We start from the raw sequence: 16497 nt of genomic DNA on the forward strand, positions 1-16497 counted from the left end.
GGGGCCGGGTCGAGCGAGGGGAGAGAATCCGGCATTTTACCATTGGCGCGGGACGATCCCGGCCGAACCGGCCCGGTCGCCGGCGCCACGGCCGAACGATGCCCGGGCGGCGCGCGAACGGCCTGCGGGCAGGCGCCCGCGCCGGCTCGTCGGGCCGCCAGGCAAGCCGCCGGCCGGGCCTGCCCGCCGGTAGAATGCAGGCTTCTTCCCGACCGCCGCCCGCCGCGCCCGCCTGCATGGAACTGAAATGGCTCGAAGACTTCGTCTCGCTCGCGGAAACGCGCAGCTTTAGCCGGTCCGCCGAGTTGCGGCACGTGTCGCAGCCGGCGTTTTCGCGGCGCATCCAGGCGCTCGAGGCATGGCTCGCGACCGAGCTGATCGATCGTTCGGTCTATCCGACCCGGCTCACGCAGGCCGGGCAGATCTTCTACGAACAGGCGCTGACGATGCTGTCGCAGGCGCACGAGGCACGGACGCTGCTGCGCGGCCACGTCGGCGCACCGGTGCCGACGATCGAATTCGCGGTGCCGCACACGCTGTCGCTCACGTATTTCCCGCGCTGGCTCGAGCGGATCGAGGCGAAGATGGGGCAGGTCCACACGCGGCTGCGCGCGCTGAACGTGCACGACGCGGTGCTGTCGCTCGTCGAGGGCGGCTGCGACCTCGTGATGGGCTACCACCACCCGAGCCATCCGGTCGCGCTCGACCCGGCTCGCTACGACATGCTGATTCTCGGCAGCGAGCCGATCAGCCCGTTTTCCGCGCCCGGCCGCGCGGGCCGGCCGCGCCATACGCTGCCGGGCGCGGCCGACGCGCGCGTGCCGTATCTGTCGTATACGCCGAACGCGTATCTCGGCCGGATGACCGAAGTCATCATCGCGAACGCGCCGACGCGGCTGTTCCTCGATCGCGTGTACGAAACCGACATGGCCGAAGGGCTGAAGGCGATGGCGCTCGCGGGCCACGGCGTCGCGTTCCTGCCGCACAGCGCGGTCGACGACGCGGTCGCGGGCGGCCGGTTGATCCGGCTCGACCGCTCGGCGCGCGGCGGCGGCGCGCATCCGTTCACGTTGACGATGGAGATCCGGCTGTACTGCGACAAGCTCGCGCTGCAGGGCGACGATCCGCGGCAGAAGCTCGTGCGCGCGCTGTGGGACGTCGTGCGCGACGAGCTGCGCGAAACCGCCGGCGGCGGCACCGGCTAACCGCCGACGGTTGATCCGGCCGGCTGACGGCGGCCTTGCGGCGCCTGTCGGACGGCTGTCCGCGGGCCGGCTCGCGCGTCGGCAAAGCGGTTTTCACGAGCGCGATGCCCGACCGATCGCGGGTGTTCTTGCGCAAATCGACCGCGATTTTGCGAAAAATCGCGATCATGCAAGAAACGCATAATCGAATAAACAAACGGCATTGGATAAAAAAAACGGGTTTTTCGACAATGTGCGCAATCCGTTGAACGTTGGAGCCTCCATGTCTTCGCAACAGCAGTCCATCCCGTCCTACCTGCACGCCGACGATCTCGGCCCGTGGGGCAACTACCTTCAGCAGGTCGATCGCGTCGCGCCGTACCTCGGCTCGCTGTCGCGCTGGCTCGAAACGCTGAAGCGTCCGAAGCGCATCCTGGTCGTCGACGTGCCCATCGAGCTCGACAACGGTACCGTCGCGCACTTCGAGGGCTATCGCGTGCAGCACAACGTGTCGCGCGGCCCGGGCAAGGGCGGCGTGCGCTACCACCAGGACGTGACGCTGTCGGAAGTGATGGCGCTGTCGGCATGGATGTCGGTGAAGAACGCGGCCGTGAACGTGCCGTACGGCGGTGCGAAGGGCGGCATCCGCGTCGACCCGCGCAAGCTGTCGCGCGGCGAGCTCGAGCGCGTGACGCGTCGCTACACCAGCGAAATCGGCATCATCATCGGCCCGAACACCGACATTCCGGCGCCGGACGTCAACACCAACGAACAGGTGATGGCGTGGATGATGGACACCTTCTCGATGAACCAGGGCCAGACGTCGACCGGCGTCGTGACCGGCAAGCCGATCGCGCTCGGCGGTTCGCTCGGCCGCAAGGAAGCGACGGGCCGCGGCGTGTTCGTCGTCGGCTGCGAAGCGGCGAAGAAGAAGGGCCTCGAGATCGAAGGCGCGCGCATCGCGGTGCAGGGCTTCGGCAACGTCGGCGGCATCGCGGCGAAGCTGTTCCAGGAAGCGGGCTCGAAGGTGATCGCGGTGCAGGACCACACGGGCACGATCTACCAGCCGGCCGGCCTCGATTCGAACAAGCTGCTCGACCACGTCGCACGCACGGGCGGCGTCGCGGGCTTCGAAGGCGCCGAGCCGATGCCGAACGACGAGTTCTGGACGGTCGAGACCGACATCCTGATCCCGGCGGCACTGGAAAACCAGATCACCGAGAAGAACGCATCGAAGATCCGCACGAAGATCATCGTCGAAGGCGCGAACGGCCCGACGACGACGGCGGCCGACGACATCCTGAGCGCGAACGGCGTGCTCGTGATCCCCGACGTGATCGCGAACGCGGGCGGCGTGACCGTGTCGTACTTCGAGTGGGTGCAGGATTTCTCGAGCTTCTTCTGGACGGAAGACGAGATCAACCACCGTCTCGAGCGCGTGATGCGCGAAGCGTTCGCCGGCGTGTGGGCGGTCGCGGAAGAGCACAAGGTGACGGTGCGTACGGCGGCGTTCATCGTCGCGTGCAAGCGCATCCTGATGGCGCGCGAAATGCGCGGCCTGTATCCCTGATCGGTTCGACTACGATCGACGCATGACGCAATCCTCGCGATTGCGTGCATGAACCCTCGCGGGCGGTGCCGAATCCGGCGCCGCCCGCGTGCGCATTCAGGCGCCGGAAGCCGGGAGGACGGCTTCGCACGGGGCGATTCGTAGTGCGGTAAACAACCAGTACTTTCAAAAATATTACTTTGATACACTGGCGCGGGTTTTAGCCAAGGAGATGACCAAAATGAAATACCACAAGGCAGTCCTGATGGTGGCGGCGCTTTGCGCGTTCGCAAGCGGCGCGCATGCTCAGGAGACGGGCACGCTGAAGAAGATCAAGGACACGGGCGTGATCGCGCTGGGCCACCGCGAATCGTCGATTCCGTTCTCTTACTATGACCAGAACCAGCAGGTGGTCGGCTATTCGCGCGACTTCCAGATGAAGGTCGTGGATGCGGTGAAGAAGAAGCTGAACCTGCCGAACCTGCAGGTGAAGAACATCCCCGTCACGTCGCAGAACCGTATTCCGCTGGTGCAGAACGGCACGGTCGACATCGAGTGCGGCTCGACGACCAACAACGCCGAGCGTCAGCAGCAGGCCGCATTCTCGAACACGATCTTCGTGATCGGCACGCGCCTGATGACGAAGAAGGATTCGGGCGTCAAGGATTTCGGCGACCTGAAGGGCAAGACGGTCGTGACGACTGCCGGCACGACGTCGGAGCGCCTGCTGCGCAAGATGAACAACGACAAGCAGCTCGGCATGAACATCATCAGCGCGAAGGATCACGGCGATTCGTTCAACACGCTGGAATCGGGCCGCGCGGTCGCATTCATGATGGATGACGCGCTGCTCGCGGGCGAGCGCGCGAAAGCGAAGCAGCCGGGCGAATGGGTGATCGTCGGCACGCCGCAATCGGAAGAGGCCTACGGCTGCATGATGCGCAAGGGCGATACCGACTTCAAGAAGGTCGTCGACGACGCGATCTCGCAAGTCGAGAAGTCGGGCGAAGCCGCGAAGATCTACGCGAAGTGGTTCGAGAACCCGATCCCGCCGAAGAACCTGAACCTGAACTTCCCGCTGTCCGAGTCGATGAAGAAGCTGTACGCGAACCCGAACGACAAGGCGCTCGACTGATCACACTGCCGTTGATGCAGAAATGACGCTCATGAGACGGAAGAGGCCACGCTTCTTCCGTTTCTTTTTGCTGGAGTCTTGCCCATGTCTTACCACTGGAACTGGGGCATCTTCCTGAGCCCCGTGTCGACCGGCGAGCCGACGACTTATTTCGGATGGCTGATGTCCGGCTTCTGGGTGACGATCGAAGTGTCGCTCGTCGCCTGGGTCATCGCGCTGATCGTCGGATCGCTGTTCGGCGTGCTGCGTACCGTGCCGAACAAATGGCTCGCCGCGATCGGCACCGTGTACGTGTCGATCTTCCGGAACATTCCGCTGATCGTGCAGTTCTTCATCTGGTATCTCGTGATACCCGAGCTGCTGCCCGCGTCGATCGGCACCTGGATCAAGCAGTTGCCGCCCGGCACGCAGTTCTTTACCGCGTCGATCGTCTGTCTCGGTCTGTTCACGGGCGCGCGCGTGTGCGAACAAGTGCGCTCGGGGATCAACGCGCTGCCGAAGGGCCAGCGCGCGGCCGGCCTCGCGATGGGCTTCACGCAATGGCAGACGTATCGCTACGTGCTGCTGCCCGTCGCGTACCGGATCATCGTGCCGCCGCTCACGTCGGAATTCCTGAACATCTTCAAGAACTCCGCCGTCGCGTCGACGATCGGCCTGCTCGATCTGTCCGCGCAGGCGCGCCAGCTCGTCGACTACACCGCGCAGACCTACGAGTCGTTCATCGCGGTCACGCTCGCGTACGTGCTGATCAACCTCGTCGTGATGGCGTTCATGCGCTGGATCGAAGGCCGCACGCGGCTGCCCGGCTATATCGGAGGCAAGTGATGCATCAGTTCGACTGGAGTAGTATTCCCGGCGCGCTGCCGACGCTGTGGTCGGGGGCGGTCGTCACGTTCAAGATCACGCTGATCGCGATCGTGGTCGGGATCGTCTGGGGCACGCTGCTGGCGCTGCTGCGGCTGTCCGGCGTGAAACCGCTCGCGTGGTTCGCGAAGGGCTACGTCACGGTGTTCCGCTCGATCCCGCTCGTGATGGTGCTGCTGTGGTTCTTCCTGATCGTGCCGCAGCTGCTGCAGGGCGTGCTCGGGCTGTCGCCGACGATCGACATCCGCCTCGCGTCGGCCATGGTCGCGTTCTCGTTGTTCGAAGCCGCGTATTATTCCGAGATCATCCGCGCCGGCATCCAGGCGGTGCCGCGCGGGCAGGTGAATGCCGCGTTCGCGCTCGGCATGAACTACGCGCAGGCGATGCGCCTCGTGATCCTGCCGCAGGCGTTCCGCGCGATGGTGCCGCTGCTGCTCACGCAGGCGATCGTCCTGTTCCAGGATACGTCGCTCGTGTACGTGATCAGTCTCGCGGACTTCTTCCGCACGGCCGCCAACATCGGCGATCGCGACGGCACGACCGTCGAGATGGTCCTGTTCGCCGGCGCATGCTATTTCGTGATTTGCTCGTTGGCGTCTGCTCTCGTCAAGGGTCTCCAGAAAAAGGTCACAAGATGATTTCCATCAAGAACGTTTCGAAGTGGTACGGCCAGTTTCAAGTCCTCACCGAATGCACGACCGAGGTCAAGAAAGGCGAAGTGGTCGTCGTATGCGGCCCGTCCGGCTCCGGCAAGTCGACGCTGATCAAGACCGTGAACGGCCTGGAGCCGTTCCAGCAGGGCGAGATCCTCGTGAACGGCCAGTCGGTCGGCGACAAGAAGACGAACCTGTCGAAGCTGCGCTCGAAGGTCGGGATGGTGTTCCAGCATTTCGAGCTGTTCCCGCACCTGTCGATCACCGAGAACCTGACGCTCGCGCAGATCAAGGTGCTCGGCCGCGGCAAGGACGAGGCGACCGAAAAGGGCATGAAGCTGCTCGATCGCGTCGGCCTGAAGGCGCATGCGCACAAGTTTCCGGGCCAGTTGTCGGGCGGCCAGCAGCAGCGTGTCGCGATCGCGCGCGCGCTGTCGATGGACCCGATCGCGATGCTGTTCGACGAGCCGACGTCCGCGCTCGATCCCGAGATGATCAATGAAGTGCTCGACGTGATGGTCGAACTCGCGCAGGAAGGGATGACGATGATGGTCGTCACGCACGAGATGGGCTTCGCGAAGAAGGTCGCGCATCGCGTGATCTTCATGGACAAGGGCGCGATCGTCGAGGACGACCGCAAGGACGATTTCTTCTCGAATCCGAAATCGGACCGCGCGAAGGACTTCCTCGCGAAGATCCTGCACTGAGCGTTCGCGCGTCTTGCGCGCACCCAGCCAGAAACCGCCCGGCATGCCGCCGGGCGGTTTTTTTTCGTCCGCCGCCGGGCGTTACCAGCTGTACCGGTAGCCGACCTGCCCGACGATCCCGCGCCGGTAATCGCCGCCGATGTTGCGCGCGATCTTCGCGTTCGCATACAGCTCGCCCGACTTGCCGAAGCCGGCGGTCACGCCGACGCCGAGCTCGTACCACGTGCGCCCGAGATGTGTCGCGAACGGCGTGCCGCCGACGACGGTCTGCCCCAGCGACAGGAAGTCGTGCAGCACGTCGGCCGTGAAGTACGGCGTCGCGGCGCCGCCGCCCGCGTCCGACTGGAGGTTCGGCCGGAAGAAGCGCACGCCGACGCGGCCGCGCAGCGCATGCGTCGTCGTGCCCGAGACGGCCGACACGTTGTCGTTGAACCCGTTCAGCTTCAGGTACTGATACATCAACTGCGCCTGCGGCTCGACCGCGATCGGCAACGTGCCGATCGCGAACGGCTTGCCGACTTCCTGCGACAGCGCGACGCCGAAGCCGTTCTGCGACGCTTCGTTGCCGTAGCTGTCGCGATAGCGGTTGCCGTAGTGCGTGACCTGTCCGACGCTGTCGAAGTAGGTGCCGTCAGGCAGATAGCGCGTCCAGTAGCCGCCCACGCTCTGCGCGTGCATCTCGACCGAGCCGGTCGACGTCGACAGGTCGGGCGAGCCGGCACGCGCCATGTCGCTGAAGCTCGCATTCGCCACGCCGATGCTGGCCGTCACGCCCGCATGCGTGCTGCCGGCGCCGTTCGGCGCCTGGTCGAGGGTCCAGTCCTTGCCGAACTGCGCGAAGAACGTGCGTTCGTCGGCCGAGAAGCGGCCCGCGTTCGCATCGAGACTCTGGCCGCCGATGCGCCCCCACACGCCGTCGCGATTGCCGGGCTGCTGCTTCTCGACGTTGTAGATGTCGCCGACGCGCTCGTGCAGCCGGCCGAGCGTCGAGAAGCCGTAGTCGGCGTTCAGCAGCGGCGTCATCGCGTAGCCGGAGACGCCCGGGCGATACGCGAGCGCGCCGCCGTTGCCGTTTCCATTGCCGTCGTTGCCGCCGTCGCCGCCGCCGGACGGGTGGATTGGGTCGCCGGGGTCGGTCGGGTCGAGCTGCGAACGCAGGTACCAGCCGTTCGCGTCGCTCTGCCCGCCGCGATAGAGCCGGTACTCGTATGCGCCGGCTTGTACCGGGCCCGCGAGATGGAACGCCGACACGGCGGTCGTGCCGCCGTTGGTCGTGACGACCACCGGAATCCCGTCGCCGGTGGTCAGTGCGCCCGTGCCGGCCGTATTGGCGATCTTCAGGCCGGTCGTGCCGGTCGCCGCGCCGCCGTTCACGATCAGCCGGTCGGTCGGCGACGCGTCGGCGCCGAGGTACGTGTTCAGCGCGACCGTGCCGCCGTTGCCGACGTAGCCGCCGGTCGTCAGCGTCTTGTAGCTGCCGGCCAGCGTCGGCGAGCCGGTCGGCGCGGCGAATGCGACGAGGCCCGCGTTGCTCAGGCGGCTCACGACCGAGCTGCCCGTCATGCGCCACGTGCTCGTGCCGTCGATGGTCAGCGCGACCGGGTCGATCTTCCCGGTCAGCGTCGTGCCGTTCGCGAGGAACACATTGCCGGTGCTCGACGCGTCGGAAACGATGTCGCCCGCGAGGTTCACCGCCGATGCGTCGAACGTCACGTTGCTGCCGTTCGCGAGGTTCAGCAGCGTGCCGTTGCCGGCCGTCACGACCGTGCCGTTGCGCACCGCGATGTCGGCCGTGCCGCCGCGCGCGGCGAAGGCCGGCCCGGTGGCGGCCGTCACGCTGCCGCCGTCGACGAGTATCGAGCTGGTCGCGCCGTTCGCGAGCGTGTCCGACGTGAGCACGCCGGCCGTCGCGCCCGCGAGCGTCGTGCCGGTCAACGCGAGCACGCCGCCGCTGTTCGCGGTTGCGCCGTTGCCGGCCGCGCTGGCGAGCGACGATCCCGCATCGGCGACGCGGCCGCCGTTTTGCACGACGACGGCATCGGCCGCGCTTCCCGATGTCGAGATTTTCGCGCCCGACAGCAGGGCCGTCGCGCCGGCGTCCATGACGATCGCATGGGCGTTCGTGCCGGTCGTCGCGACGGTCGTTCCATGGGCCGTGAGCGTGGAATCGGCCCCCGACACGGACAAGCCGCGCGCATCGGCGCCCGCCGTGCGGACGACCGTGGCCGCATCGGTCGCGATGCGCGCGCCCGCGCCGGCCGACGTCAGGCCGGCGGCGCCGTTGCCGGTCGTGGCGACCTGCGTGCCGGACAGCGCGATCGTTGCATTCGCACCGAGGTTGCGGATCCCGCTGCCCGCTCCGCCGACCGCGATCGACGTCGCACCGGCCGCGATACCGCCGCCCGTGACGGTCGAGTCGATCAGCACGCCGTCGGCGCTGCCGTTCGCGATGACGGCGCCGGCGCCCGACAGCGCGACCGATGCGCCGGCCCCCGTCAGGCGTACGCCCGCGATACCGTCGTCGGCTTCGATCGAACCTGCATTCGCGAGCGTGGCCGACGCGCCCTGCACGAGCGCGCCCGTGCCGTTGGCGACCCGGATCGTCGATGCGTTGTTCACCGTGCCGAGCGTGCCGGCCACGACGCCCGTCGAGCCGGCGCCGGTCAGCGACACCGTGCTGCGGTTCTCGAGCGTGCCGAGGTTTTGCGCGACGAAACCCGTCACGCCGGCGGTCGACGACGTGACGGCGGCATCGTTGATCAGCGTCGTCGCGACCGGTGCGCCGGCATTCGCGCCGGCGAGATCGTGCGCCTGGCCGTCCACGACGCCCGCGGTCGCGCCGCCCGCGTTCAGATTGATCGTCGCGCCCGCGTCGATCGTGCCTTTCGCGCCGCCTTCGACCGCGATCGCGATGCCGTTCGCGCCGTTGACGTTATAGACCGCGTTGCCGGTCGACAGCGTAGTGCCGGCGTCGGTCGCGAGCCCGCCGCGCGCCCGCTGGCCGTTGACGTCGGTCGTCAGCGCGCCGGCCGTCGACGCGCCCGTGTAGGCCGCGCCGCCCGCGACGCGGAACAGCGTCGAATCGTCGGTGTCGACGCTCAGGTGCTGCGCGGCGACGTTGATTTTCGAGCCTGCACCGTATGCATAGAAGCCGATCTGGTCGGTGCCGGACGTGAAGGCCGGCACGGCGTTCGCACCGACGTCGATCGTTGCGCCCGAACGCGCATGCACGCCGATCGCGCCCGTGCCGGTCAGGTTCAGCGCCCCGTCGACCGTGGCCTTCGCTAGCGGCCCTTCGGCCCAGACGCCGTAGTTGCGCGTGCCCGACGCGGGATCGAGGCCGCCGGCCACGTCGATCGTGCCGGTCGACGTCGCGGCCGTCGCGTTCGTGCCGGTGCCGACGACCATGATGCCGATGCCGTTCACGCCATTCAGCGTGATCGTGCCCGTGTTGGTCACGGCCGCCGCGGTGTTGGCGGCGAGCATGCCGACGTTGGCGAGCGGCGTGCCGGGCGCGGCGCCGTCGACGACGATCGCGCCCGCGTTGGTCAGCGCGCCGGAGGTCGAACCGATGCTCGCCAGCGCGGCGCCGTTCTGCGTTTGCGTGCCGATCACGATCGTGCCGAGGTTGCTCGCGGTGCCCGACGCGCCGAGCAGGATGCCGTACGCGTGCGCGGACAGCGCGACGTCGTTCGCGGCTTCGGGCGAGGCGGCGTCGTACTGCGCGGCGCGGCCGAGATAGATCGTGCCGCCGGCTTCGTTCGTGAAGCTGCCGCCGGCGACGAGGCCGCCGATCACCTGGCTGTCGAGCGTCGTCGCGTTGACGCCGACGTTGATCGTGCCGGCGTTCGATGCGCGTGCGCCGTCCGTGGCGGCTACCGCGTAGTTCTGCAGGTCGGGGCGCGTGCTGTTGAAGGTCCAGGCGCCGACGTTCATCACGCCGTTGTTGACGAAGGTCGTGCCGGCGCCGTTCGCGTAGATGCCGCTACCCTCGGTGTATGCGTTGAGGCTGAAGTTGTAGGGCCGCGCGGCGCCGCTGGTGTCGAAGTTGTCGCCGGCTGCGTAGCCGGACGAGATCACGCCGTTGTTCACGCCGCTCGCGCCGGTCAGCAGGCGCACGAGCGTGAAGTCGCCCGACAGCCGTCCGTCGTTGACGAAGTGCGCGCCGTTTTCGGCGAGGACCGCCGAGCTCGAGTCGATCGTGTTGGTGCCGCGGAAGTCGATCTGGCCGTCCTTGCCGATGTGCAGCGTCGCGTTTGCGCCGGTGCCGTGCATGACCGTCAGGTAATCCATCCGCAGCGTGTTCTTGTCGCCCGGCGTCACGTTGTTCGCATACTCGAACGATTGCGTGGAGAACGTGACGGCCTGGCTGAATGCTTGATCGTACGCGGCCTGCGAGCCGAGTGCGCCGCTCTGGACCGAGCGCACGAGAAAGGTGTTGTACGCGGCGAGCGACGCGGCGTCGGTGACCGTCCAGGCGCTGCCGTCGAACGCCGTGAAGGTGCCCGCATACGCCGGCACGTCGAGCAGCACGTGGCTGACGGGGCCGCCGCTCGCGAGATAGTCGCCGGTGCCGAGCCAGACCTGGTTGCGCGAGTTCCAGTTGACGACGCTTTGCGCCGTGCCCGTGCCGTCCGCGACGAACAGATCGGTCTGCTTGGGCGCCATCGTGATCGCATTGCCGGCCGCCGTCGGCGCGCCCGCGGGATCGCCGATCGACACGTCGAGCGTGCCGCCGGAGCGTTCGACGGTGCCGATCCGCGTGTTCACGTACTGGTTGCCGTTCACGTCGTGATAGACCGGCACGTTGATCGAGCCGGCGCTCGATGCCGCGAACGCACCCGAATCATAGATCGCGACCGACGTATGGCTGCCGGTGATCGAGTCGGGCGTGCTGACGCTGCGCGTCTTGCCGCCGATCGACAGCAGCGGCTGGTCGGGGTTGCCCGATACGACGGACGTGCTGCCGAGCGGCGTCAGCGTGTAGCCCATGTCGCCGGTCGCGCCGGTCCAGGCGCCCGTCAGGCCGACCCGGTCGCCACCCGACACGATCGTGGCGCCGGCCAGGTTGTCGTTGACCGTCGGGCTGAAGCTGTCGAGCGTGCAGGTGCCCCCGTTCGCGATTGCGGCGCCGCTGCCGCAGGTCGATGCGTGCGCGGCGCCGGCCGACAGCGCCGCCAGTGCGGCGCCGAGCGCCGCGACGCGAAGCGGCGACCGGCGCGTCGTTGCGTGCGCGGTGCGACGACTCGAGCCCGATGCGTTGCCCGAGCGCTTGCCGCGCGCCCGGGCCGTTTCCGCAACCGCGACCCAGCAGCCGGCGGCTTCGCTCCATATCGATCGAAATGAGTGATTCACGGCATACCCCTCTTTCTTCTTTTTGACGTGGCATTCGCCGCCATTCGGCGAATTCGCATTCCGCGGTGGGGAAACGATCCGAAGGGGCGTGCGGCGGCTATGGCCGCGTGTCGCGCCAATCGTGTTTCGTTACACCGAGGATGGGCGGAGTCTACTGATTCGGGTGGCCGTCGATTATCGAGAAACGGGAAACTGTAATGATGCGAACCGTAATGCGTGGTATTTTCGATTTGTGTGGTTAATCGAACCGAAGGCAATGGTGGTGGCGGGTTTGGGGGATTTTTTCGAAAATCCGGAAGGGCTGCCGGAGTAGGTGGGGTAACGCACGGTTCCGACGGGAGGGGCGCGCTAAAATGCGAGACCGGGATTTTCGTTTTAATCGGTCGTCGTTTTGTTTGTTGCGTCTTTTATTTATTTTCGCTTGTAAATTAATAAAATCAAGAAAATGTTGCATGACGTCGATCGGTTGCGCCGGGTGGTCGTCAAAATGAAACCATATTGGCCGCAGCGCGGCGATTTACGCCGATGACGGGCGTCGTCGGACGCGTCGCGTGAAGCTCGCGCGGCTGGCAGTGCGCAGGAAGCGGCCGATGCCGCGCTTCAGAAATCGATCGCGTCGTCGGAATCGCCGTCGGCCGCGGTGGCGAGCGCTTCGCGAACCGCCGTGCGCGGCGCGGACGCCGACGCGTCAAGCGACGGGTTGCGCAGTTTCTCGAGCACGCGCTCGGGCACCGGAATCCGCATCCGTGCGGCGACGTCGCCGCACTGGAACATGATCAGCTCGCCCGGCTCGAATGCGGTCCAGACTTCGTTGTCGGTGAGCGGCTGCGTCGCGATCACCGCGACGCGATCCTCCGGCGTCGTGTATTTCGCGAAGTCGATCGACAGGTCTTCATCGACGAGATGCGCGGTCGAGAACGGCCAGCGCCGCACGAGGTAGTGCAGCCGCGTCGAGCAGTGCGCGAAGAGCGCCTGGCCGTTCGACATCAGGAAATTGAACACGCCGTGATCGGTGATGCCGCGCGTCAGCTCGCCGACCCGCTCGAACAGTTCGGGCAGCGGCGGCTGCGCGCCGGGAAAGGCCTCGCGCAGCCCCTGCATCAGCACGCAGAACGCCTGCTCGCTGTCGGTCGTGCCGACCGGATGGTAGACGCTGCCGTCCATGTCCGGCGCGTAGTCCTGCAGATCGCCGTTATGCGCGAAGATCCAGTGCCGGCCCCACAGCTCGCGCATGAACGGATGGCTGTTCTCGAGCAGGATGTGCCCTTGCGTCGCCTTGCGGATGTGCGCGATCGTGTTCTTGGATTTGATCGGGTAGCGCTTCACCATTTCGGCGATCGGCGACGTGGCCGATGCCTGGTGATCGATGAAGAGACGGCAGGCCTTGTCTTCGAAGAACGCGATGCCCCAGCCGTCGGCATGGTGATCGGTGAGCCCGCCCCGGGCCGCGAAACCTGTGAAGGAGAATGTGACGTCCGTCGGCGCGGCGCAGTTCATTCCAAGGAGTTGGCACATTTTACGTGGGGCGGCAGGCTGAAGCGGGGTAACGAACCGGGCGAACCCCGGTACAATGCGGTTTCTAGCATATCACCGAGCCCTGAGCGGTAAAAAGCGGATTCCGCTGGCCAAAGGCCCCGTGTTGCGGTTTGCCGTCAGTCGGCCCGCGCACGCGCGTTCCGGCCCCGCCGATGGCAAGCCCGTTCCTCACGACGCCTCCTATGACTGCCTCGAACGCTTCTTCCCCGGCGACGCTTTCGCTCGCCCGTCCCGACGACTGGCACCTGCACCTGCGAGACGGCGACATGCTCGCCGCCGTGCTGCCGCACACCGCCCGTCAGTTCGGCCGCGCCATCGTCATGCCGAACCTGAAGCCGCCGGTCACGACCACCGCGCAGGCGCAGGCTTATCGCGAGCGCATCCTCGCCGCGCTGCCGGCCGGGCTGACGTTCGAACCGCTGATGACGCTGTACCTGACCGACAACACGCCGCCCGACGAAATCCGCCGCGCGCGCGAGAGCGGCTTCGTGCACGGCGTGAAGCTGTACCCGGCGGGCGCGACGACGAACTCCGACCACGGCGTCACCGATCTCGCGAAATGCGCGAAGACGCTCGAGGCGATGCAGGAAACCGGCATGCCGCTGCTCGTGCACGGCGAGGTGACCGATGCGTCGATCGACCTGTTCGATCGCGAGAAGGTGTTCATCGATCGCGTGATGACGCCGCTGCGCCGCGATTTCCCGGGCCTGAAGGTCGTGTTCGAGCACATCACGACGAAGGACGCGGCCGACTACGTGCGCGATGCCGACGCGGCGCCCGGTTTGCTCGGCGCGACGATCACCGCGCATCACTTGCTGTACAACCGCAACGCACTGTTCGTCGGCGGGATTCGCCCGCATTACTACTGCTTGCCGGTGCTGAAGCGCGAGACGCATCGCGTGGCGCTGGTCGAGGCCGCGACGTCGGGCAACCCGCGCTTCTTCCTCGGCACCGACAGCGCGCCGCATGCGCGCGGCGCGAAGGAAACCGCGTGCGGCTGCGCGGGCTGCTACACGGCGCTGCACGCGCTCGAACTGTACGCGGAAGCATTCGACACGGCCGGCGCGCTCGACAAGCTGGAAGGGTTCGCGAGCTTCTTCGGCGCGGATTTCTACGGGCTGCCGCGCAGCGCCGAGACGGTCACGCTGCGTCGCGAGGCGTGGGAACTGCCGCGCGAGATCTTCGCGGGCGATACGCCGGTCGTGCCGCTGCGCGGCGGCGAGACGATCGGCTGGAAACTCGCGTGACCGGCGCGCCGCCGCGTGAACCCGGCCCTGCGGCCGGTCTCGCGGCGGCGGAGTTCGCGCGGATCGACTGGTCCGCGCCGTGGCTCGCGCCTCACGCGGAGCCGGGTCGCGCGTGGCAGGCGGCCGCCCGTGCGGGCGAGGCCGCGCTGCTCGATGCGTTGAACGGCGCGTTGCGCGGCGGCGGTCGCGTCACCGGTCGCGGCAGGCCGCTGCGGTTCGTGCCGCAGGCCGAGCTGCCGCCCGGCATCGCGTACGAGACCCATATTGCGGCCACCGGCCGCGTGCCGACCCGCCACAATCTCCACGACTTCTTCAATGCGCTCGTCTGGTTCGCGTACCCGCGCACCAAGGCCGTGCTGAATGCGCGTCAGGCCGCCGCGATCGATGGGGCGGGCGGGGTCGGCCCCGTGCGTGGCACGTTGCGCGATGCGCTGACGCTGTTCGACGAGAATGCGGCGCTGTTCGTCACGGCCGACCGCGCGCTTGCCGACGCGCTGCGCGGCTTCGACTGGCAGCGGCTGCTGGTGGCCGCGCGCGATGCGTGGGGTACGCGCTGCGAAGCGCGGCTGGTCGGCCATGCGCTGCTCGAACAGCTCGTTGTACCGTACAAGTCCTGCACCGCGCACGCGTGGATCGTCGAAGTGAGCGCCGACTATTTTTCATGGCCCGACGCGCAACGGAGCGCGCATGTCGATGCGCGGATCGCCGCCGAACTCGCGACGCGCGCGCTGACGACCCGCGATTTCGCGCCGCTGCCGGTGCTCGGCGTGCCGGGCTGGTGCGCGGCGAACGCCGACGCCGCGTTCTACGACGATCCGGCCGTGTTTCGCAGCGGCCGCCGCTCGCGCGCTGCCGACGGCGGCGCGCAGTGCTAGAATGCGCGTCGCAAAGCAGGCCAGGCAGTCGCGGCCTCGCCGCCTTCGGGCGCGCGGGGGCGAGGAAAGTCCGGACTCCACAGGGCAGGGTGATGGCTAACGGCCATCCGTGGCGACACGCGGAACAGGGCAACAGAAAGCAAACCGCCGATGGCCCGGCGCAAGCCGGGATCAGGTAAGGGTGAAACGGTGCGGTAAGAGCGCACCGCGGCGACGGCGACGTTCGCCGGCACGGTAACCTCCACCCGGAGCAATTCCAAGTAGGCAGGCGCGCATTTTCGGATGCAGGACGGGGCCCCCGTCTCGTCTGCGGGTAGGAAGCTTGAGCGCGTCAGTAATGGCGCGCCTAGAGGAATGGCTGCCACGCGTTGCGCGCTTCGGCGCGCGGCGTGCACAGAATCCGGCTTATCGGCCTGCTTTGCCGTTCGAATGCGAAAGGGCCGGCGTCTCCCAGCGGAGCGCCGGCCCTTTTTTCATGCGTTCGCCGTGCGCTCAGGCGGCGACGATGTCGAACGAATGCGTGAGTTCGGCCGTCTTCGCGATCATGATCGACGCGGAGCAGTACTTGTCGTGCGACAGGTTAATCGCGCGCTCGACCGTGGCCGGATTCAGATTGCGGCCAGTGACCGTGAAGTGGAAGTGCACCTTCGTGAACACCTTCGGATCTTCGCTCGCGCGCTCGGCCTTCAGCGTGACCGAGCAGCCGCTCACTTCCTGACGGCTCTTCTTCAGGATCAGCACGACGTCATAGGCCGTGCAGCCGCCGGTGCCGAGCAGCACCATTTCCATCGGACGCGGCGCGAGATTGTGGCCGCCGCCTTCGGGCGCGCCGTCCATCGTGACGAGATGCCCGCTGCCGGTCTCGGCGGAAAACGCCATGCCGTCCTGGCCCATCCAGCTTACTTTGCATTCCATGCTTGCACTCCAGCGTTGCCTGATTCGGATTCGATCCGGCATTGTAGCCCGCGGCGCAACGGTCGGCTGATGCGCTGCACGACGTGCAACGCCGGCGCCATGCGAGTGGAGTGGCGAGCGGCGATTTCCCTGCTTAATTTAGGGGTTTTGCTCTAGGCGGGGACGGTTTCAGGTCGTGTCTGGTGCGATTATGTGGTTGATTTAAAACGATAATCCGGGTGCACAAGTTTGCTGGTCGAAATCCCATATCATGGGATGTAATTTCGCCATGCAAATTTTCTTGTGAAGTCCGCAGGCCATTCGTATAATGAACCTCATTGGTTGTCGCGCTGCGGCAACCTCCGAATGTCTCCTCCACCCTCCTCCTAAGGTGGATTAAGCCCGAACCAGCCGTTCGGGCTTTTTTTCGTGTGCGCCCAGCATGGGCGCATTCCTGCGGGTGGAAGTCCCGCCATAAGCTGATCACGGCAAATGAAG

Annotated in this window: 11 protein-coding genes and 1 other RNA gene; 9 read left to right on the forward strand and 3 right to left on the reverse strand. The window is 66.9% G+C overall.

Features of this window, described 5'->3' with window-relative positions:
- Positions 1-236: 236 nt before the first annotated feature.
- The 6 genes from WT24_RS23060 (at position 237) to WT24_RS23085 (ending at position 6092) form a co-directional block, all read left to right on the forward strand.
- Complete coding sequence (locus WT24_RS23060; protein WP_059500984.1) at positions 237-1205, forward strand: LysR substrate-binding domain-containing protein; 969 nt, start codon at positions 237-239, stop codon at positions 1203-1205.
- Between the two features lie 262 nt (positions 1206-1467).
- Positions 1468-2754: a Glu/Leu/Phe/Val dehydrogenase gene (locus WT24_RS23065; protein ID WP_059500985.1), complete on the forward strand. Its 1287-nt coding sequence runs from the start codon at positions 1468-1470 to the stop codon at positions 2752-2754.
- A 220-nt stretch (positions 2755-2974) separates the two neighbouring features.
- Positions 2975-3868, forward strand: a complete 894-nt coding sequence (locus WT24_RS23070; RefSeq protein WP_059501113.1) for a glutamate/aspartate ABC transporter substrate-binding protein — start codon at positions 2975-2977, stop codon at positions 3866-3868.
- An 84-nt stretch (positions 3869-3952) separates the two neighbouring features.
- Complete coding sequence (locus WT24_RS23075) at positions 3953-4693, forward strand: amino acid ABC transporter permease (protein ID WP_059500986.1); 741 nt, start codon at positions 3953-3955, stop codon at positions 4691-4693.
- A complete protein-coding gene (gene gltK, locus WT24_RS23080) occupies positions 4693-5370 on the forward strand; it encodes a glutamate/aspartate ABC transporter permease GltK (RefSeq protein WP_059500987.1) in 678 nt (225 codons plus the stop codon). Before WT24_RS23075 ends, gltK begins: the two co-directional genes overlap by 1 nt.
- Positions 5367-6092, forward strand: coding sequence for an amino acid ABC transporter ATP-binding protein (locus tag WT24_RS23085; protein WP_034206415.1), 726 nt, complete (start codon positions 5367-5369; stop codon positions 6090-6092). The genes gltK and WT24_RS23085 overlap by 4 nt, the downstream gene beginning before the upstream one ends.
- Before the next feature lie 81 nt (positions 6093-6173).
- On the opposite strand, the gene WT24_RS23090 is transcribed toward WT24_RS23085, so the two are convergent.
- The gene (locus WT24_RS23090; RefSeq protein ID WP_060035962.1) at positions 6174-11447 is read right to left on the reverse strand and encodes an autotransporter outer membrane beta-barrel domain-containing protein; all 5274 of its coding nucleotides are present in this window, start codon (positions 11445-11447) and stop codon (positions 6174-6176) included.
- A gap of 600 nt (positions 11448-12047) precedes the next feature.
- Positions 12048-12962, reverse strand: coding sequence for a class II glutamine amidotransferase (locus WT24_RS23095; protein ID WP_059500989.1), 915 nt, complete (start codon positions 12960-12962; stop codon positions 12048-12050).
- Between the two features lie 203 nt (positions 12963-13165).
- On the opposite strand from WT24_RS23095, the gene pyrC reads away from it, so the two are divergent.
- From pyrC to rnpB, 3 genes are all read left to right on the forward strand, one after another.
- Positions 13166-14230, forward strand: coding sequence for a dihydroorotase (gene pyrC, locus WT24_RS23100; protein WP_059500990.1), 1065 nt, complete (start codon positions 13166-13168; stop codon positions 14228-14230).
- On the forward strand, positions 14227-15105 hold the full coding sequence (locus WT24_RS23105) for a DUF3025 domain-containing protein (RefSeq protein ID WP_060035963.1): 879 nt from the start codon (positions 14227-14229) through the stop codon (positions 15103-15105). Before pyrC ends, WT24_RS23105 begins: the two co-directional genes overlap by 4 nt.
- A 12-nt stretch (positions 15106-15117) precedes the next feature.
- Positions 15118-15529: RNase P RNA component class A (gene rnpB / locus WT24_RS23110), an RNA gene on the forward strand.
- A 68-nt stretch (positions 15530-15597) separates the two neighbouring features.
- Here the strand turns inward: rnpB and WT24_RS23115 are convergent.
- A complete protein-coding gene (locus WT24_RS23115) occupies positions 15598-16062 on the reverse strand; it encodes an OsmC family protein (protein WP_074801272.1) in 465 nt (154 codons plus the stop codon).
- Positions 16063-16497: the final 435 nt, after the last annotated feature.

This window comes from Burkholderia sp. MSMB1078WGS (genome assembly GCF_001528895.1).
GTDB lineage: Bacteria > Pseudomonadota > Gammaproteobacteria > Burkholderiales > Burkholderiaceae > Burkholderia.

Bases quoted from the DNA above. Each gene is read 5' to 3' on its own strand.
- WT24_RS23060 (WP_059500984.1), top strand. From the start codon at position 237: ATGGAACTGAAATGGCTCGAAGACTTCGTCTCGCTCGCGGAAACGCGC.
- WT24_RS23065 (WP_059500985.1), top strand. From the start codon at position 1,468: ATGTCTTCGCAACAGCAGTCCATCCCGTCCTACCTGCACGCCGACGAT.
- WT24_RS23070 (WP_059501113.1), top strand. From the start codon at position 2,975: ATGAAATACCACAAGGCAGTCCTGATGGTGGCGGCGCTTTGCGCGTTC.
- WT24_RS23075 (WP_059500986.1), top strand. From the start codon at position 3,953: ATGTCTTACCACTGGAACTGGGGCATCTTCCTGAGCCCCGTGTCGACC.
- gltK (WP_059500987.1), top strand. From the start codon at position 4,693: ATGCATCAGTTCGACTGGAGTAGTATTCCCGGCGCGCTGCCGACGCTG.
- WT24_RS23085 (WP_034206415.1), top strand. From the start codon at position 5,367: ATGATTTCCATCAAGAACGTTTCGAAGTGGTACGGCCAGTTTCAAGTC.
- WT24_RS23095 (WP_059500989.1), bottom strand. From the start codon at position 12,962: ATGTGCCAACTCCTTGGAATGAACTGCGCCGCGCCGACGGACGTCACA.
- pyrC (WP_059500990.1), top strand. From the start codon at position 13,166: ATGACTGCCTCGAACGCTTCTTCCCCGGCGACGCTTTCGCTCGCCCGT.
- WT24_RS23115 (WP_074801272.1), bottom strand. From the start codon at position 16,062: ATGCCGGATCGAATCCGAATCAGGCAACGCTGGAGTGCAAGCATGGAA.